At 68.2% G+C, this 16,955-nt stretch carries 19 protein-coding genes; 12 read left to right on the top strand and 7 right to left on the bottom strand.

The annotated features are described in order from the left end of the window. Window positions 1–64 precede the first annotated feature (64 nt). From LC452_RS11020 to ffh, 3 genes are read left to right on the top strand one after another with little or no spacing between them, the layout of a single operon-like run. Entirely contained in the window at window positions 65–691 is a 627-nt protein-coding gene (locus LC452_RS11020; RefSeq protein ID WP_223625106.1) for a hypothetical protein, read from the top strand. After that, window positions 688–1,188: an RNA polymerase sigma factor gene (locus LC452_RS11015; RefSeq protein ID WP_223625104.1), complete on the top strand. Its 501-nt coding sequence runs from the start codon at window positions 688–690 to the stop codon at window positions 1,186–1,188. Before LC452_RS11020 ends, LC452_RS11015 begins: the two co-directional genes overlap by 4 nt. Window positions 1,189–1,201: 13 nt before the next feature. Next, window positions 1,202–2,764, top strand: coding sequence for a signal recognition particle protein (gene ffh / locus LC452_RS11010; protein WP_223625102.1), 1,563 nt, complete (start codon window positions 1,202–1,204; stop codon window positions 2,762–2,764). Window positions 2,765–2,769: 5 nt separating this feature from the next. On the opposite strand, the gene LC452_RS11005 is transcribed toward ffh, so the two are convergent. After that, complete coding sequence (locus LC452_RS11005) at window positions 2,770–3,684, bottom strand: EamA family transporter (protein WP_223625100.1); 915 nt, start codon at window positions 3,682–3,684, stop codon at window positions 2,770–2,772. A gap of 79 nt (window positions 3,685–3,763) precedes the next feature. On the opposite strand from LC452_RS11005, the gene LC452_RS10995 reads away from it, so the two are divergent. Both LC452_RS10995 and LC452_RS10990 read left to right on the top strand, forming a co-directional pair. Further along, window positions 3,764–4,645, top strand: coding sequence for a LysR family transcriptional regulator (locus tag LC452_RS10995; protein ID WP_263294033.1), 882 nt, complete (start codon window positions 3,764–3,766; stop codon window positions 4,643–4,645). Window positions 4,646–4,768: 123 nt separating this feature from the next. Then, window positions 4,769–5,686 carry a hypothetical protein gene (locus tag LC452_RS10990; protein WP_223625098.1) on the top strand — a complete coding sequence of 306 codons (918 nt, stop codon included), beginning with the start codon at window positions 4,769–4,771 and terminating at the stop codon, window positions 5,684–5,686. Window positions 5,687–5,753: 67 nt separating this feature from the next. On the opposite strand, the gene glpK is transcribed toward LC452_RS10990, so the two are convergent. The 3 genes from glpK to LC452_RS10975 all read right to left on the bottom strand — a co-directional run bounded on the left by glpK (window position 5,754) and on the right by LC452_RS10975 (window position 9,872). Then, the gene (gene glpK, locus LC452_RS10985; protein ID WP_223625096.1) at window positions 5,754–7,268 is read right to left on the bottom strand and encodes a glycerol kinase GlpK; all 1,515 of its coding nucleotides are present in this window, start codon (window positions 7,266–7,268) and stop codon (window positions 5,754–5,756) included. Window positions 7,269–7,314: 46 nt separating this feature from the next. Further along, a complete protein-coding gene (locus LC452_RS10980; RefSeq protein ID WP_223625093.1) occupies window positions 7,315–8,070 on the bottom strand; it encodes an MIP/aquaporin family protein in 756 nt (251 codons plus the stop codon). 92 nt (window positions 8,071–8,162) lie between these two features. Next, entirely contained in the window at window positions 8,163–9,872 is a 1,710-nt protein-coding gene (locus LC452_RS10975) for a glycerol-3-phosphate dehydrogenase/oxidase (protein ID WP_223625091.1), read from the bottom strand. Window positions 9,873–9,974: 102 nt separating this feature from the next. Here LC452_RS10975 and LC452_RS10970 point away from each other — a divergent pair, with 102 nt between their 5' ends. After that, the gene (locus LC452_RS10970) at window positions 9,975–10,946 is read left to right on the top strand and encodes a sugar-binding transcriptional regulator (protein ID WP_223625089.1); all 972 of its coding nucleotides are present in this window, start codon (window positions 9,975–9,977) and stop codon (window positions 10,944–10,946) included. A 3-nt stretch (window positions 10,947–10,949) separates the two neighbouring features. Here LC452_RS10970 and LC452_RS10965 read toward each other — a convergent pair whose 3' ends face one another. After that, entirely contained in the window at window positions 10,950–12,101 is a 1,152-nt protein-coding gene (locus LC452_RS10965) for a glutamate--cysteine ligase (RefSeq protein WP_223625086.1), read from the bottom strand. Between the two features lie 206 nt (window positions 12,102–12,307). On the opposite strand from LC452_RS10965, the gene rpsP reads away from it, so the two are divergent. The 4 genes from rpsP to trmD are packed head-to-tail and all read left to right on the top strand — an operon-like array spanning window position 12,308 to window position 14,331. Next, window positions 12,308–12,748 (top strand): 30S ribosomal protein S16, encoded by a 441-nt coding sequence (gene rpsP, locus LC452_RS10960; protein WP_223625084.1) that lies wholly within the window; start codon window positions 12,308–12,310, stop codon window positions 12,746–12,748. A 6-nt stretch (window positions 12,749–12,754) separates the two neighbouring features. Continuing rightward, complete coding sequence (locus LC452_RS10955; protein WP_017830729.1) at window positions 12,755–12,985, top strand: RNA-binding protein; 231 nt, start codon at window positions 12,755–12,757, stop codon at window positions 12,983–12,985. A gap of 1 nt (window position 12,986) precedes the next feature. After that, a complete protein-coding gene (rimM, locus tag LC452_RS10950; RefSeq protein ID WP_223625082.1) occupies window positions 12,987–13,601 on the top strand; it encodes a ribosome maturation factor RimM in 615 nt (204 codons plus the stop codon). A 19-nt stretch (window positions 13,602–13,620) separates the two neighbouring features. After that, the gene (gene trmD / locus LC452_RS10945; protein WP_223625080.1) at window positions 13,621–14,331 is read left to right on the top strand and encodes a tRNA (guanosine(37)-N1)-methyltransferase TrmD; all 711 of its coding nucleotides are present in this window, start codon (window positions 13,621–13,623) and stop codon (window positions 14,329–14,331) included. An 11-nt stretch (window positions 14,332–14,342) separates the two neighbouring features. Here the strand turns inward: trmD and LC452_RS10940 are convergent, their stop codons facing one another. Then, window positions 14,343–14,936: a histidine phosphatase family protein gene (locus LC452_RS10940; RefSeq protein ID WP_223625078.1), complete on the bottom strand. Its 594-nt coding sequence runs from the start codon at window positions 14,934–14,936 to the stop codon at window positions 14,343–14,345. A 42-nt stretch (window positions 14,937–14,978) separates the two neighbouring features. Next, window positions 14,979–15,761, bottom strand: coding sequence for a type I methionyl aminopeptidase (map, locus tag LC452_RS10935; protein ID WP_223625077.1), 783 nt, complete (start codon window positions 15,759–15,761; stop codon window positions 14,979–14,981). A 109-nt stretch (window positions 15,762–15,870) separates the two neighbouring features. On the opposite strand from map, the gene LC452_RS10930 reads away from it, so the two are divergent. Further along, window positions 15,871–16,359 (top strand): MFS transporter permease, encoded by a 489-nt coding sequence (locus LC452_RS10930; protein ID WP_223625076.1) that lies wholly within the window; start codon window positions 15,871–15,873, stop codon window positions 16,357–16,359. Window positions 16,360–16,527: 168 nt separating this feature from the next. Next, complete coding sequence (gene rplS, locus LC452_RS10925; RefSeq protein WP_223625075.1) at window positions 16,528–16,875, top strand: 50S ribosomal protein L19; 348 nt, start codon at window positions 16,528–16,530, stop codon at window positions 16,873–16,875. The last annotated feature ends 80 nt before the right edge of the window (window positions 16,876–16,955 follow it).

The raw sequence follows: 16,955 nt of genomic DNA, 5'->3' as shown, positions 1-16,955 counted from the left end.
CCCGCGCGGACGAAACGCCGTGTGCCGGACACGTCATGAGTGAACCCACCCCGAGGAGGAACTCATGACCCGCGATCAGCTGGACGATCTGCTGGATGCATCGGCGCCGGCCGCGCGCGCGATCGACCCGAATCATCTGCACACGATGGTCGTCGAGGCGCGGGCGGAGTCTTCCACGCCGAAGCGACGGCGACGGGTGGCGATCCTCACGGGCACGCTGGCCTTGCTCCTCGCCGGGGGCGCCGGGGTGGCAACTGCTGCCGGAGACTGGCTCTGGGGCGACGGTCTCGAGAACCCTGATCGCAGCTACACGTACACCTCGCCGACCTGGGGTCAGTGCGAGATCCGGTTCAGCGGCCTCGAGACCCACAACATGTTCACGCAGGCCGACGTGAACACGATCGTCGATGAGTGGTTCGCGACGACCGATGTGGAGGCTGCCGCCGCGCCGTTCGTCGACAAGCACTTGGCGGTGGTGGAGGAGTCGCAGGAGGCCGCCCCGGAGGTGCAGAACGACCCGCGCGCGGCGGATCTCAACGCCTGGACGGCTCACGAACAGGCCCTGGGTGAGGCGCTCTACAACGAACTGCGCGAGCAGGGGTTCGACTCCGATCGGCTCGCGGGATCGGAGTCGCACAGCCAGGTGCACTGCGACGGGGAGGACTGGGGCGGCGAAGGCGGCGCGCCGTGAGCCGGTCCGAGGAGCCGCTCACCCGAGCCCTGATGCACAGCAGCGCCGACATCCTGAGCTATCTCACTCGACGCGTCGGACACGACGACGCGCCCGACCTGCTCGGCGAGACGATGGTCACGGCCTGGCGCCGGGTCCGCGAGCTTCCGGACGACCCTGAGCGCGCGCGGATGTGGCTCTTCGGCATCGCTCGCGGGAATCTGCAGAACCATGCTCGGGGCGAACGCCGCCGATGGGCGCTGGCCGACCGCGTCCGCGGACACGTGCGCGCCGACGCGTCAGCGCCCGCTTCGGATGCCGGAGCCGAAGTCCGCGACGCGATCGCGCGGCTCGAGCCCGATCTCGCCGAGCTCGTGCGGTTGGTCCACTGGGACGGGTTCTCGCTGACGGATGCCGCCGACCTGCTGGGCATCCCCGCCTCCACGGCGCGCGGTCGGTACCAGCGGGCGAAGAGCGAGCTCCGTGCCGCGCTGAGCATGGAGGCTCCGCTCGCGTAGAATCGACAGCACCATGGCTACCTTTGGCACGCTCTCCGATCGGCTCACCGAGACCTTCCGCAATCTGCGCACGAAGGGGAAGCTCACCGCGGCCGACGTCGACGGCACGGTGCGCGAGATCCGTCGCGCCCTGCTCGACGCCGACGTCGCGCTCGTGGTGGTGAAGGACTTCACCGCCAAGGTGCGCGAACGCGCGCTCGGCGACGAGGTGAACAAGGCGCTCAACCCGGCTCAGCAGGTCGTGCAGATCGTCAACGAGGAGCTCGTGCAGATCCTCGGCGGCGAGCAGCGTCGCCTGCAGTTCGCGAAGACCGCACCGACGGTCATCATGCTCGCGGGCCTCCAGGGCTCCGGAAAGACGACCTTCGCGGGCAAGCTCGCCAAGCAGCTCGAGTCTGAGGGACACACCCCGCTTCTCGTCGCGGCCGACCTTCAGCGTCCGAACGCGGTCAACCAGCTCCAGGTCGTGGCGCAGCAGGCGGGTGCCGCGGTCTACGCGCCGGAGCCCGGCAACGGAGTCGGAGACCCGGTCAAGGTCTCCCGCGACGGCGTCGAGCACGCACGTCGCCAGCAGCACGACGTCGTCATCATCGACACGGCGGGTCGCCTCGGCGTCGATGCCGAGCTCATGAAGCAGGCCTCCGACATCCGCAAGGCGGTCGACCCCGACGAGGTCCTGTTCGTGATCGACGCCATGATCGGTCAGGATGCCGTCAGCACGGCGAAGGCATTCCAGGAGGGTGTCGACTTCACCGGTGTCGTGCTGTCGAAGCTCGACGGCGATGCGCGCGGTGGGGCGGCGCTTTCCGTGGCATCGATCACCGGCCGCCCGATCATCTTCGCGTCGACCGGTGAGCGTCTCGAAGACCTCGAGCCCTTCTACCCCGACCGCATGGCGAGCCGCATCCTCGACCTCGGCGACATCCTCACCCTCATCGAACAGGCGCAGAACGCCTTCGATGAGGAAGAGGCCACGAAGATGGCCGAGAAGCTCGCCAACGAGGCGTTCACTCTCGAGGACTTCCTCGACCAGCTTCAGCAGATGAAGAAGATGGGCTCGATGAAGAAGATGCTCGGGATGCTCCCGGGCATGGGGCAGATGAAGCAGCAGCTCGACGACTTCGACGAGCGCGAGATCGACCGCACCGAGGCCATCATCCGTTCGATGACGCCCGGCGAGCGGCGCAACCCGAAGGTGCTCAACGGCTCACGTCGCCTGCGCATCGCGCGAGGTTCCGGCATGACCGTGACCGACGTCAATCAGCTCGTGCAGCGCTTCGAGCAGGCCGCGAAGATGATGAAGACGGTTGCCCGCGGCGGCACGCCGAACATCCCCGGCATGGGGCCGGTCCCGGGCATGGGGCGCCCCGGCGCCTCGTCGAAGCGAGGCAAGAAGGGCAAGACCTCGGGCGGCTCACGGTCGGGCAACCCGGCCAAGCGGGCAGCCGAGAACGCCGGCCTCGCCCCGGCGGCGACGCCCACGGGTTCCGGCTTCGGTCTCGGTGGCGGCAACGCGGCTCAGGCTCCGAGCGAAGCCGATCTCGCCGAGATCCAGAAGCTCTTCGGCAAGGGCTGATCCGTTCAGCGCGGGGCGACCAGCGCCGGTGCCGCAGCGGGTTCCGCCGCAGGCGGTGTCACGCGTCCTCGGCGGGCGAAGAACTGTCCTGACACCAGCGCGGCGAGTGTGATGGCGAACCCGATCGCCTGGATCGGGGTGAACGCCTCTCCGGCGACCAGTGTGCCCAGGACGGTCGCGACGATGGGGGAGAGCAGAGCCAGAAGACCCGGGGCGATGACCGGGAGCTGCTGGATGCCGCGGAACCAGAGCGTGTACGCGACGATCCCGCCGGCGGTGCCCAGCCACAGGTAGCCGAGGATGGCCCCGCCGTCGATGGCCGCGGGCACGCCCTCGACGAGGAGCGTCACCGGCAGCAGCAGGAGGCCGCCGGACGTGAGCTGCCAGCCCGCGTAGGCGATCGGACCGACTCCGCTCGGGCGCCCCCAGCGCTTGGTGAGGATGATCCCGACGCCGGTGGCGGAGACTCCGCCGAGCGCTGCCAGGATGCCCCAGAGATCGAGCTCGGCAGCAGGGCCCAGCACGACCAGCGCCACGCCACCGGCGCCGGCCACCGCGGCCGCCGCCGTCGTCGCACGGATCCGCTCCTGCAGGACGAGGGCCCCGAGCGCGAGGACGATCAGCGGTTGTGCGCCCGCCACGGCAGCCGCCACACCCCCGGGGAGCCGCTCCGCCGCGAGGAACAACAGCGGGAAGAACGCTCCGATGTTGAGCGCGCCGAGGGCGAAGGCCTTCCACCACCATGCGCCGTGTGGGAGCCGACGACTGATCGCCACGGCGAGAAGCCCGGCGGGAAGGGAGCGGAGCAGGCCCGCGAACAGCGGATGCCCGGCAGGCAGGAGCTCGGTGGTGACGAGATACGTCGTTCCCCAGGCGATCGGCGCGAGTGCGGTGAGAAGCACGATGGTCAGTCTGTTCATGCTTTCCAGATTCCTCGCACGATGATCATGAGTCCAACGCATGCTTGTCACGCTCTTGATGAGCAGGGATCATGGATGCATGGACCTCCAACAGCTCCGCTACGTGGTCGAGGTGGCAGCCACGTCGAGCTTCACGCGCGCGGCCGAGCGCTGCTTCGTCACGCAGTCCGCGCTCAGTCACCAGATCGCCGCACTCGAGCGTGAACTCGGTCAGCGGCTCTTCGTGCGATCGAGTCGCAGTGTGCGTCTGACCGAGGCGGGGGAGGCGTTCGTGGTGCCGGCACGCACCGCTGTGCTGGCGGCCGAGCAGGCCAAGGAGGATGCGGCGGCGGCCGTGGGCGATGTCGTCGGCACGCTCCGACTGGGTGTCATCCCCACGGTCACCGCGGTCGACGTGCCCGCGCTGCTGCTCGCCTACCGTTCCGCGCACCCCTCGGCGAGGGTCGAACTGCGGGTCGGGAACAGTGATTCGCTGATGGCGGCGATCCGGCGTGGTGGCCTGGATGCGGCTCTCCTGGGCCTCCGCGAAGAGGTTCAGCCGACCGGCGTCGCCTCGCGGCTGCTCGCCTCCGACCACCTGGTGGCCGTCGTCCCGTCCGCACATGCCTTGGCGGAGGCGGCATCCGTCGGGATCCGAGACCTCGCCGGGATGACGTTCGCCGACTTCCCCGCGGGCACATCCGGGCGGGCGCAGAGCGACGCCGCTTTCGCCGCCGCAGAGGTGGAGCGAGATGTCGCGTTCGAAGCGGACTCTGCGGAGCTCATCCTCGGTCTCGTCGCGGCCGGTCTCGCCGTCACGCTGCTGGCGCCCGGAGTGGTCGCCCGTGCGAAGGCCGACGTCGTCACGGTGGATCTTCATCGGGGACCCGTCCGGAACGAGTACGTCGCGTGGGACGCAGCCGCACCTCGCAGCGTCGCCCGGGCATTCCTCTCTGTCCTCGCGGGACACGAACCTCGCTGACCGCGGGTTCGACGACTGTCCACAGGGCGGCCGACCCTCGGCGGCGCGTTGCGCTACTCTGGGCGGCTGCGAGTCGGGGCAGAAGAGATCCTCCTGCCGACGACCGCAGGAGGAGAGTACGGCGTGGGATTCCTGAACTTCGGAAAGAAGAAGTCGGCGCAGCAGATCGACGCCGATCTCGACGATCTGACCGTCGAGGAAGCGGACTTCCTCCGCCGACTGTTCGCCGAGATGTGGCCGGCATCCGAGGGAACGATCACACTCCACGGGGAGTACGCGCAGAGCTCGTCCGGAGGGCAGTTCGGGCTCTACAACCTCTCGCGTGCGGTGAAGCTCGAACCGCAGCAGAACTGGCCGCAGGTCGTCGAACGGCACATCTCGGGGCTGCTGAGCCGCGGCGCTGCGCCGAAGGACGCGGAGCTGACCGACGACGAGGTCCTGTCGCTCGTGAAGGCCCGACTGGTTCCGAGCACGTACCTGCCCGAGAGCCACCGCGAGGCGTTCACGTATCGGCGCACGATCGCCGACGGACTCGAGGCCATCCTCATGCTCGACTTCCCCGAGACCACGAGCGCCATCCCCGATGCCATCGTCAGCCGGTTCGAGGCGGATTCGCTGTGGAGCACGGCGATCGCCGCGGTGACGGCGGAGCCCCTCGGGGAGATCCAGACCGTGGATGCCGGATCAGGACCGTTCGCGATCGCGATCACCGACTCGATGTTCACGGCGAGTCACGTTCTCGACCTCCCGGCGCTCCTGACTCAGGCAGGCATCGCGTCGGCACCGCAGGGAGTGCTGTTCGCCGTGCCGTCCCGTCATCACCTCGCGTTCCATGTCGTGGAGAGCGTGAGTGCGATCCACGTCGCGCACGAGATGTCCCAGTTCGCTCAGATGGCCTTCGGGCAGGGCGTCGGCGAGATCTCGCCGAACATCTACTACTGGAGCGACGCCGGGTACGAGCAGGTCACGTCTGTCGATCAGGAGGGAAACCTTCGCGTCGACGGCACGGGGGCATTCTTCTCGGCCGTCAACAGCTTCTGAGCGCCCGCGCGAAGACACGAAAGCGGGCCCGGAGAATCCTCCGGGCCCGCTTCTGCGTGATGTGCGACTACTTGACGTCCTCGTCGACCCAGTCCATGGACTTGGTGACGGCCTTGCGCCACAGCCGCAGCTGACGGTCGCGCTCGGCGTCTTCCATCGAGGGCTCCCAGCGCTTGTCCTCCTGCCAGTTGGCGGACAGGTCGTCGAGACCGCTCCAGAAGCCGACCGCGAGGCCCGCGGCGTACGCGGCGCCCAGCGCCGTCGTCTCCGCGACCACCGGACGGACCACCGGAACACCGAGCACGTCGGCCTGGAACTGCATGAGCGCGTCGTTCGCGACCATGCCGCCGTCGACCTTGAGCTCGGTGAGATCCACACCGGCATCCGCGTTCACGGCGTCGAGCACATCGCGCGTCTGGAACGCCACGGACTCGAGTGCCGCGCGAGCGATGTGGTTCTTGTTCGCATAGCGGGTGAGGCCCACGATCGCGCCGCGGGCGTCCGGCCGCCAGTACGGCGCGAACAGTCCGGAGAACGCCGGCACGATGTAGACGCCGCCGTTGTCCTCGACCTGCTCGGCCAGCTTCTCGACCTCGGGGGCCGAGGAGATGATGCCGAGCTGGTCGCGCAGCCACTGGATCAGCGATCCGGTGACCGCGATGGAGCCCTCCAGTGCGTAGTGCGTCGGGCCGTCGCCGAGCTTGTACCCGACGGTCGTGAGCAGCCCGTTCTTCGAGTGGACGATCTCCTCGCCCGTGTTGAAGATCAGGAAGCAGCCCGTGCCATAGGTGTTCTTGCTCTCACCCGTGTTGAAGGCCGCCTGCCCGAACGTCGCCGCCTGCTGGTCGCCCAGGATGCCGGCGATCGGCGTCTCACGCAGCAGCGAGGAGTCCTCCGCGTTGCCGTACACCTCGGAAGAGGAGCGGATCTCCGGCATCATCGAGCGCGGTACGCCGAACACCTCGAGGATGTCGTCGCGCCACTCCAGCGTCTCGAGGTCCATGAACATCGTGCGGGAGGCGTTGGTGACGTCGGTCGCATGCACGCCGCCGTCGACGCCGCCGGTGAGGTTCCACAGCACCCAGCTGTCGGTGGTGCCGAAGGCCAGGTCGCCGGCTTCCGCCTTCTCCCTGGCACCTTCGACGTTCTCGAGGATCCAGGCGATCTTCGTGCCCGAGAAGTACGTCGCCAGAGGCAGGCCGACGATGTCCTTGAACCGGTCGCCGCCGCCGTCCGCCGCGAGGCGGTCGACGATCTCCTGGGTGCGCGTGTCCTGCCAGACGATCGCGTTGTACACCGGCTTGCCGGTGGTCCTGTCCCAGACCACCGCGGTCTCGCGCTGGTTCGTGATGCCGATCGCGGCGATGTCGTGACGGGTGAGGTCGGCGCGGCTCAGCGCCAGGCCGATGACCTCCTGGACGTTGCGCCAGATCTCGGCGGCGTCGTGCTCCACCCAGCCGGCCTTCGGGAGGATCTGCTCGTGCTCCTTCTGACCCGACTCGATGATGCTCCCCTTCTTGTCGAAGATGATGGCGCGGCTCGAGGTCGTTCCCTGGTCGATGGCGATGATGTAGTCAGCCACTGTGCTTCTCCTTTGAATAGCGTGCGGATGCGTGATGCGTCAGGTGTCAGCCGGCGAGGCCGAGCAGCGCGGGTGCGGCGAGGGCGGCGATGACACCACCGATGAGCGGACCGACGACGGGGACCCACGAGTAGGACCAGTCGCTGGCGCCCTTGCCCTTGATGGGCAGGATGGCGTGGGCGATGCGCGGACCGAGGTCACGGGCCGGGTTGATCGCGTAGCCGGTCGGTCCACCGAGCGAGGCGCCGATCGCGACCACGAGCAGGGCGACCGGAAGGGCCGTGAGCGGTCCGAGGCCTCCCGGCGTGCCGACCTCGATGTCGCCGTAGTCGGCGAACGCGAAGATGACGAACACCAGCACGAAAGTGCCGATGATCTCCGTGATGAGGTTCCAGCCGTAGGAGCGGATCGCAGGACCGGTGGAGAAGACGCCGAGCTTGTTGGCGGGCTCCGGCTCCTCGTCGAAGTGCTGCTTGTACGCCAGCCAGACGAGGATCGCTCCCAGGATCGCTCCGAGCAGCTCCGCGCCGGTGGCGACGAGGAACATCACGAAGGAGATCTTGCCGGCGACCAGGAGGCCGATGCCGACGGCGGGGTTGAGGATCGCACCGGAGTACGCGGAGACGAGCACACCGGCGAAGACCGCGAGGCCCCATCCCCAGTTGACCATCAGGAAGCCGCCGCCGAAGCCCTTGTTCTTGGCGAGGGCGACGTTGGCGACGACACCACAACCCAGGAGGATCAGCATCGCTGTGCCGACGAGCTCCGACAGGAAGTAGAGACCGAGATTCACATCAGCCATGTCTTCATTGACCTTTCTTGAGTGCCGGGGCCCCTCTGCCCCGACACGGTGAGGGAGATGCGCCGCGAGGAGGGCGGCGGTCGGATATCTCGTCAGCCGCGGGTGCGGGACGGGATGTGGAGCCCATGTCGTTCGTTCAGCAGCACGCGGGTCTGCTCGAGCTCGGCGTCATGCCGCGCGCGGTCCCAGCCGAGGAGCGGTGCGAGCGCGTCGGCGATCTCGTCGAGCACCTCGGCATCCGCGTTTCCGAGGAAGGCGATGCTCGTGCGGCGCAGCACGACGTCCTCCAGGCGCGCGACCATCTCGTGCTCGACCATCCACTCCAGTTCACGGGTGGAGAGGTCGCCGCCGGCCAGAGGTGCGTCCGCACCCTGCTCGACGTACTCCCAGACCTGCGCCGCGCGGGTGCCGTAGCGCGCGAGCAGTCGCTCCGCACGCGGGCCGGCGCCCGGAAGGTTCTCCTGGATCCAGATCCGCCTGGCCTTCTCGGTGCGCGGGAAGTCGCGTCCGCCGCCGATGGCGCGTCCGACCGTCGAGACGGTCCGGGTGCGCTCGACGAGTCCGAGCACGATGTCGGACAGCGACTCTCCCAGCGCACGGAACGTCGTCCACTTGCCTCCGACGAGGCTCACCAGGGGAACGGAGCCCTTGTCGTCGACCTCGATGCGGTAGTCGCGCGAGACGAATCCGGGAGCCGTGTCCTCGTGCCGGGGCAGCGGGCGGATGCCGGAGAACTTGTAGACGATCTGGTCCTTCGAGACCGGGATCGACGGGAAGACGTGGTGCACCAGCTCGAAGAAGTAGTCGACCTCCTCGTCGGTGCACACCGCGACCTCGCTCGGGTCGGCATCGATGTCGGTCGTGCCGACCAGCACGCGCCCCTTGAGCGGGTAGATGAGGACGATTCGGCCGTCGGAGTGCTCGAAGAAGATCTCGCGTCCCTGCGTCGCCTCGAGCAGTTCCGGGTGATCGAGCACGATGTGGGAGCCCTTGGTGCCGCCCATGAAGCGGCTGTCGACGCCCAGCGCGTCGTTCGTCAGGTCGGTCCACGGACCGGAGGCGTTCACGACCACGTCGGCCTTCACCGGGAACTCGGTGCCGCTCTCGCGGTCGCGCAGCACGACCTCGTCGCCGTCACGCGCGATCGCCTCGACGTAGTTGAGCGCCTGCGCTCCGGGATGCGCCGCGAGACCGTCCTGCAGGACGTCCAGGGCGAGGCGCTCCGGGTCGTGCATGGAGGCGTCGTAGTACGTCGCGGTGTACTTGATGTTCGGGTCGAGCGAGGGCAGCTCCGCCAGCGCCTTCTTGCGGCCGAGGAATCGGTGCCGGGGAACCATGCCGCCGTCGCGCGAGAACGTGTCGTAGATCGTCAGGCCGACCTTGATCAGGAATGCGCCGCGCTCCTGCGGCTTGCCGCTCTTGTGCGTGAGGAAGCGCAGCGGAGCCGAGAGGATGCCCGAGAACGTGGAGTAGATCGGGATCGTCGTCTGCAGCGGCTTGACGTAGTGCGGCGCGATCTTCAGGAGGCCGTTGCGCTCCTGCACGGATTCGCGCACGAGCCGGAACTCGCCGTTCTCCAGATAGCGGATGCCGCCGTGGATCATGTGGCTCGACGCGGACGAGGCACCGGAGGCGAAGTCGCCGCGCTCCACGAGGAGCACGTCGACGCCCTGCAGCGCCAGATCCCGGAACGTCGAGATGCCGTTGATCCCACCGCCGATGACGAGGACGCTCGTCCGGCCGGATTCGCGGACTGTGCGGACCTCGGCCCGCTCCGCCGATGAGTGTGTCGAATCGTTCATTCTCGAACTCTCTTCCTTGCTTGCCCCCAGCATCGACCTCCACGACCATCGTGCGCAACCCCACTGCACATATGTGCAAGGATCGAGGTCGAGGAGGATGTCATGGCCGGTCCCGGAGCGCAATCACGCGACGCGAAGCTGATCGCGGCGCTCACCGCCGCGCAGCTCTACTACATGCAGGACAAGACCATGGAGGTCATCGCGCAGGAGCTGCACACGTCGCGCTCATCGGTCTCGCGACTGCTGAGCTTCGCGAGGGAGAGCGGACTCGTGGACATCCGCATCAACTCGCCGCTGGAACGCCTCGGCATGCTGGAGCAGCGCATCCGCGACCGGTACCGCGTCGCGGCCCACGTGGTCCCGATGCCGGAGATCGTGAGTGAAGTGGAGCGCCTCGAACGCGTGGCGCTGACGGCGGGCCGACTGCTCTCGCAGTTCGTCGACTCGAACATGATCATCGGTGTCGCCTGGGGCTCCACGATCAGCGCGGTCAGTCGCGGTCTCACGCAGAAGCAGACCCACAACACGACGTTCGTGCAGCTCAACGGCGCCGGCAACACGCAGACCAGCGGCGTGGAGTACTCCAGCGACATCCTGCAGCGTTTCGGCAGCGCGTTCGGCGCGCAGGTGCAGCAGTTCCCGGTGCCCGCGTTCTTCGACGACCCCGCGACGCGGGAGGCGATGTGGCGGGAGCGGAGCACGCGCCGGGTGCTCGACCTGCAGGCGAAGATGGACATCGCGGTCTTCAGCCTCGGCTCGCCGGCCGCCGAGGTGCCGAGCCGCGTGTACGTGGGCGGCTACCTGGGGCGCGAGGACTATCGGAGCCTGCGCGAGGACCATGCCATCGGCGACGTCGCCACGGTGTTCTTCCGAGCTGACGGCACCTGGCGCGACATCCGAGTGAATGCTCGGGCGACGGGCCCCGGACTCGACCGCCTCCGTCGCGTGCCGCGGCGGGTGTGCGTGGTCTCCGGCATCCCGAAGCTCGTGAGTCTGCGTGCCGCGATCGCGGCCGAACTCATCACCGACGTCGTGCTGGACGAGGGACTCGCCCGCCGCCTCGTCGAGGACTGAGGCCTACGGCTCGTCGATCGACGATTCCGGTCCGGAGCGGAACTCCCGGATGAGGTGCTGCACGACAGCGCCGAGGTCGCCGCCGGTCGCGTTCGCGATCGTGAGCTGGCGCTCATAGCTCGCGCCGTCGTCGAGCGTCGTGGCGACGCCGCCGAACTCGCGGCCGCAGCCGAGTTCGACCGCCACGGGGCTCAGCCGCTCGAGGATCTCCGTGAGGTGCTCCCGCACCGGGCGCTGCGTTCCGGCCGCATCCACGATCACCCGGGCATCCATCCCGTATCGCGCCGCTCGCCACTTGTTCTCCCGGTGGAACCACGCCGGCATCTCCGGAAGAGTGCGCCCCTCGTCGAGTTGACGGGAGAAGTCCTCCACCAGCACCTGGACGAGCGCGGCGATCGACGCCAGCTCGGGAAGCGACGACATGCCGTCGCAGGCCCGCACCTCGATGGTGCCCCAGCGCGGCGCCGGACGGATGTCCCAGCGCACCTCCGTCGCGTCGGCCATGACACCCGTGCGCACCATGTCGTCGAGATAGGACTCGTACTGCGACCAGTCGTGCAGTGGCCAGGGGAGTCCGGCGGTCGGCAGCTGCTGGAACACGAGGGCGCGGTTGGACGCATACCCCGTGCGCTCGCCCGCCCAGAACGGGCTCGAGGCCGCGAGTGCCTGCAGATGGGGGAGGTAGCCGGACAGGGCGTTGACGATGGGGAAGACCTTGCGGTGGTCCTCCACGCCGATATGGACGTGGATGCCCCAGATCATCATGTTGCGCCCCCACCACTGGGTGCGCTCGATGAGGGTGTGGTAGCGGGTCTTGTCGGTCACCTCCTGGTCGAACCACTGCGCGAAGGGGTGGCTGCCGGCGGACAGGAGCTCGATTCCCGCAGGGTCCGTGGCCGAGCGGACGGCCGTGATCGCACTCGCGATGTCGTCGATCGCGTGAGCGACCGAGTCGCCGACGCCGCTCGTGACCTCGATGGTGTTCGTGAGGAGCTCGCCCGTGACGGTGTGCCGTTCATCCTCGCTCTCGGCCTCGAGCGCGGCGAGCAGCTCAGGGGCGCGGCCGACGAGGTCACCGCTCTCGGGGTCCGCGAGCATGATCTCCCATTCGATGCCGACGGTGGATCGGGCCGAAGGAGCGAATTCGAGCTTCACGAGCACAGTCTGACACGCACGCGCCGCGACACGATCAGCGCGGTTTCCCCGCGTTTCGCGCCTGGGGCGGGCATCTGGCAGAATAGAAGGTCGGACGACCTGCTCGACCCTCTATCCAGCAGTTGACCACTCATTGAGCTTCCGCCGGGTGTGCACCCCACGCTCCAGGCGATCAGTTCCTTCCTTCCACACAATTCAGGAGAATCGTGGCTGTAAAGATTCGTCTCAAGCGCCTGGGCAAGATCCGCGCGCCGTACTACCGCATCGTCGTCGCCGACTCGAAGACCAAGCGCGACGGTCGCGTGATCGAGGAGATCGGCAAGTACCACCCCACCGAGGAGCCCTCCTTCATCGAGGTCGACTCCGACCGGGCGCAGTACTGGCTCTCCGTCGGCGCGCAGCCGACCGAGCAGGTCGCCGCCATCCTCAAGCTCACGGGCGACTGGGGCATCTTCAAGGGTGACAAGGACGCGAAGTCCACCGTCAAGGTCAAGGAGCCCAAGGCGCCCTTCGAGATCGACGGTTCGAAGAAGTCGGTCGTCAAGCCCAAGGTCGAGAAGAAGGCAGAGGCTCCCGCTGAGGAGGCTCCCGCCGCTCCCGCCGCCGACGCGGAGGCCGCTGAGGCTCCCGCCGCCGACGCAGAGTAATCCGTCGTGCTCGCCGCCGCGCTCGAACACATCGTCAAGGGGATCGTCGATCACCCGGAGGATGTCCGCATCAACGAATCCACTTCGCCGCGAGGCGACCTCCTCGAGGTGCGTGTGCACCCCGATGACCGTGGACGCGTGATCGGGCGCGGCGGCCGCACCGCGAAGGCTCTTCGCACCCTCGTCAGCGCTCTGGCCGACGGGCGTCGCGTCCGCGTCGACGTCGCGGACGACTGACGTGGTGCCGAAAGACCGCAACCAGGGCAAGAACCAGCTGCGCGTCGGGCGTCTCGTCAAGGCCCACGGCCTCAAGGGCGCGCTCAAGCTGGAGCTGTACACCGACAACCCGGAGCGGCGATTCGTCCCCGGGGCCTCATTCACGTTGCAGGTGCCCGAGGCATCTCCGTGGCACGGCAAGGAACTGACTGTCCGCGAATACCGCGTGATGAACGGCAACCCCGTCGTGTTCTTCGACGACGTCGACGACCGCGACGGCGCTGAGAGCCTGGTCAAGGCGATCCTCTGGATCGATCAGGACGAGAACGAGGTCGAAGACGACGCCTGGTTCGACCACCAGCTCGTCGGACTCGACGTCGTCCGCGACGACGTCGTCGTCGGTCGCGTCGCACGGGTCGAGCACTTCCCGGCACAGGATCTCCTCATCGTGAACACCTCGTCGGTCTCGGCATCCGGTCATGAGGTCATGGTGCCGTTCGTGTCGGCCATCGTGCCGACGGTCGACGTCGCGAACGGCCGCGTCATCGTGACGCCGCCTCCCGGTCTCTTCGAAGAGCTGCCGGATGCCGTCGACAGCGAAGCGGACGACGCAGCGGCCGCCGCCGCGTCCGAGTGACCGCTGATACGGTTCCCCCGTGCGCATCGACGTCCTCTCGATCTTCCCGTCGTACTTCGACGGCCTGACGCTCTCCCTGCTCGGGAAGGCGCAGGCGACAGGTCTCCTCGACCTGAAGGTGCGCGATCTTCGGGAGTGGACGTCCGACCGGCACCGCACCGTCGACGACACGCCGTACGGCGGCGGCGCCGGCATGGTCATGAAGCCCGAGCCGTGGGGTCTCGCCCTCGACGAGCTGGCGGCGACCTCGTCGGACGAGCCGCCGACGATCATCTTCCCCTCGCCCGCCGGCGAGGTCTTCACGCAGAAGACCGCGCGCCAGCTGTCCACGCGTCAGCACCTGATCTTCGGCTGCGGACGCTACGAGGGCATCGACGAGCGGGTCTTCGAGTACGCCGCCGCGCTCGGCGAGGTGCGCCTGGTCAGCCTCGGCGACTACGTCCTCAACGGGGGAGAGGTGGCGACCATGGCGATGATCGAAGCCATCGGGCGCCTCATCCCCGGTGTCGTGGGCAATCCCGAGAGTCTCGTCGAGGAGAGCCACGAGGACGGTCTCCTCGAGTACCCGTCCTACACGAAGCCGTCGGTGTGGCGGGAGCGCGCGGTGCCCGACGTGCTCCTCAGCGGCAACCATGCGGTCATCGCCTCCTGGCGGCACGAGCAGCAGCTCGAGCGCACGCGGCGCCGTCGGCCCGACCTGCTGCCTGACGAGGAGCCGACCGAGCGCTGAGCGCCGTGCGCTCAGAGCATCCGCTCGACGCCGCGCTCGATCTGGAAGACCACGCCCTGCGGATGCCGGAGCGACAGCGCGGTGGAGGCATCGAGACCGCGCAGCTCGGCGCGCAGCATCCGTCCGATCATCTCGTGGCTGACGAGCAGAGGGACACCGGCCGACGCCCAGCCGCAGCTGCTGAGGGCTTTGCGGGCGCGCGCTCGCGCCTGGGCATAGCTCTCGCCGCCCGGGAACGCCCACCCGTAGCGGTTGGCGGCCCGTTCCTCCCTGGCGCCGGGGAACTCCTCGTCGATCTCGTCCCAGGTCTTTCCGGCCAGTGTGCCGTGATGCACCTCGGCGAGCTCCGGAACCTCGACCAGGTCGGCGCCGAGCCGATCGGCGATGATGACCGCCGTGCGCAGCGCTCTTCCGAGCGGGCTGCTGCAGACCGTGACGACGCCGGAGTCGGCGAGGTGCTCCGCCATCGCCGTGGCCTGCGCGATCCCGTCGGCGGTGAGCGGGGAGTCGAGCTGACCCTGCAGGCGATGCTCGAGATTCCAGGTCGTCTGGCCGTGCCGGGCCAGGAAGAGGCGCTCCGGCACGTGACGGTCCTGCGGGATCATGGACTCAGGATGGCACAGAGGATGTGCCGACGTCGTGTCCGGTCAGTCGACGCCGAGGAACGACCGGTCGGTCAGGACGATCGGGCCGGTCTCGGTGATCGCGATCGTGTGCTCGGAGTGCGCGCCGCGCGACCCGTCCACACTGCGCAGCGTCCATCCGTCGGGATCGGTCACCAGCTCATCGGTGGTCGCGAGGAGCCAGGGCTCGAGCGCCAGGACGAGACCGGAGCGGAGGGGGAAGCCTCGGCCCGCGCGCCCGTCGTTCGGGACGTGCGGATCTCCGTGCATCGTGCGGCCGACGCCGTGGCCGCCGAAGTCGGTGTTGATCGAATAGCCCTCGCCATGGGAGATCTCAGCGACGGCGGCCGAGATGTCGCCGATGCGGTTGCCGACGACAGCGGCAGCGATCGCGGCGTCGAGGGCGCGCTCCGTGGTCGCGATGAGTCGCAGATCCTCCTCGCGCGGTGCGCCGACGACGAAGGAGACCGCGGAGTCCGCGACCCAGCCGTCGACCGACACGGCGAAGTCGAGGGTCACCAGGTCGCCGTCGCGCAGCGTGTAGTCGTGGGGGAGGCCGTGCAGCACGGCGTCGTTGACAGAGGTGCAGATGACCTTGCCGAACGGGCTCGCGCCGAACGACGGGTGATAGTCGATGTAGCAGGACTCCGCGCCGGCCTTCCGGATCATGTCGTGCGCCCGGCGGTCGATCGAGAGAAGGTTGGTCCCCACCTTCGTCTCGTCGCGCAGGGTCGCCAGGGTCTCGGCCACGAAGCGCCCGGCGGCGCGCATCTCGTCGATCTCGGCAGGGGTGCGCAGTTCGATCATCGGGTGTCCTCTCGTCACCTCCATTCTCCCTGATGGGACGACGGACGGATCCCGCGCGCTCACAGCGAACACCGGGACTCGGACCGGATCGGCGACGTACGATCTGAGCATGTGGTTGCGTCAGGCGTTCTTCCGGTGGCTCTTGCCGGCCGCTTTCCTGCTGCCTCTGTGGCTGCTCGTCGGATGGGGCGTCTTCCAGGGCGGCTGGTCGATCCTCTGGGTGCTCTTCATCGCCATCCCGTCGGTCTTCGTCGGACAGCTCGTGCTCACCCTCCTGACGCGTTCCCGCCCGTCCGTGCGGATCGAGCGTGCGGTGTCCTGGTGGGATGTCGCCGGCTTCACCCTCTGGCACGGCCTCACCATCGCCGTCGGGTTCTTCATCGACGGTGCTTTCGGCTGGCTGCTCGCCGCCGCGATCGTCGTCGGCATCGCACTCATCTGGCTGCAGCTGTGGCAGCTGTGGAACGAGGCCAAGGGGAGTGGCACGCGACTGCGCGAGACGATCTCCTGGTCCACCATCCCGACGGTCGATGAGCAGGCTCCGCCGACGCGCGCGCACGAGGTCATCGTGGTCAAGGAGACCGAGCACCGCGACTGACGCCGCCGTTTTGGCCGCCGGCGGCATCCATGGCAGAATGGATCTTTGTGCCGTGACCGGCTCTGCCTCAGGGGAGCTCGCGGTCGCGTCAGCGCCGTACGGCACAACCCATTCTTGTTCCTTTGAATTCATGCACCCGACCTGTGGCGAGTGCAGAGAGAGATGATCATGCACATCCTCGACGCTGTCGACGCGGCTTCACTCCGCTCCGACATCCCCGTCTTCCACCCCGGTGACAACGTGAAGGTCCACGTGAACATCACCGAGGGAAACCGCTCCCGTATTCAGGTCTTCCAGGGCGTCGTCATCGGCCGCCAGGGCGACGGTGTGCGCGAGACCTTCACGGTCCGCAAGATCAGCTTCCAGGTCGGCGTCGAGCGCACCTTCCCGGTGCACTCCCCGGTGATCGACCACATCGAGGTCGTCACCCGCGGTGACGTGCGCCGCGCGAAGCTCTACTACCTCCGCCAGCTCCGTGGCAAGAAGGCGAAGATCAAGGAGAAGCGCGACCGCTGAGTCGCAGCATTTCCACAGCACCCCGGGACACGATGTCCCGGGGTGCTTTGTTGTGTCCTGGGTGTGCGAACCTTGATACG

The organism is Microbacterium sp. EST19A (assembly GCF_019969685.1).
Classification (GTDB): domain Bacteria; phylum Actinomycetota; class Actinomycetes; order Actinomycetales; family Microbacteriaceae; genus Microbacterium.
Note: the sequence above shows the minus strand (reverse complement) of the source record. Positions and strands in the feature narration are given on the sequence as shown.

Excerpts from the sequence above, each read along its gene's own strand:
- LC452_RS11020 (WP_223625106.1), top strand. The coding sequence starts at position 65 with ATGACCCGCGATCAGCTGGACGATCTGCTGGATGCATCGGCGCCGGCC.
- ffh (WP_223625102.1), top strand. The coding sequence starts at position 1,202 with ATGGCTACCTTTGGCACGCTCTCCGATCGGCTCACCGAGACCTTCCGC.
- LC452_RS11005 (WP_223625100.1), bottom strand. The coding sequence starts at position 3,684 with ATGAACAGACTGACCATCGTGCTTCTCACCGCACTCGCGCCGATCGCC.
- LC452_RS10995 (WP_263294033.1), top strand. The coding sequence starts at position 3,764 with ATGGACCTCCAACAGCTCCGCTACGTGGTCGAGGTGGCAGCCACGTCG.
- LC452_RS10980 (WP_223625093.1), bottom strand. The coding sequence starts at position 8,070 with ATGGCTGATGTGAATCTCGGTCTCTACTTCCTGTCGGAGCTCGTCGGC.
- LC452_RS10975 (WP_223625091.1), bottom strand. The coding sequence starts at position 9,872 with ATGAACGATTCGACACACTCATCGGCGGAGCGGGCCGAGGTCCGCACA.
- LC452_RS10970 (WP_223625089.1), top strand. The coding sequence starts at position 9,975 with ATGGCCGGTCCCGGAGCGCAATCACGCGACGCGAAGCTGATCGCGGCG.
- LC452_RS10940 (WP_223625078.1), bottom strand. The coding sequence starts at position 14,936 with ATGATCCCGCAGGACCGTCACGTGCCGGAGCGCCTCTTCCTGGCCCGG.
- map (WP_223625077.1), bottom strand. The coding sequence starts at position 15,761 with ATGATCGAACTGCGCACCCCTGCCGAGATCGACGAGATGCGCGCCGCC.
- LC452_RS10930 (WP_223625076.1), top strand. The coding sequence starts at position 15,871 with ATGTGGTTGCGTCAGGCGTTCTTCCGGTGGCTCTTGCCGGCCGCTTTC.
- rplS (WP_223625075.1), top strand. The coding sequence starts at position 16,528 with ATGCACATCCTCGACGCTGTCGACGCGGCTTCACTCCGCTCCGACATC.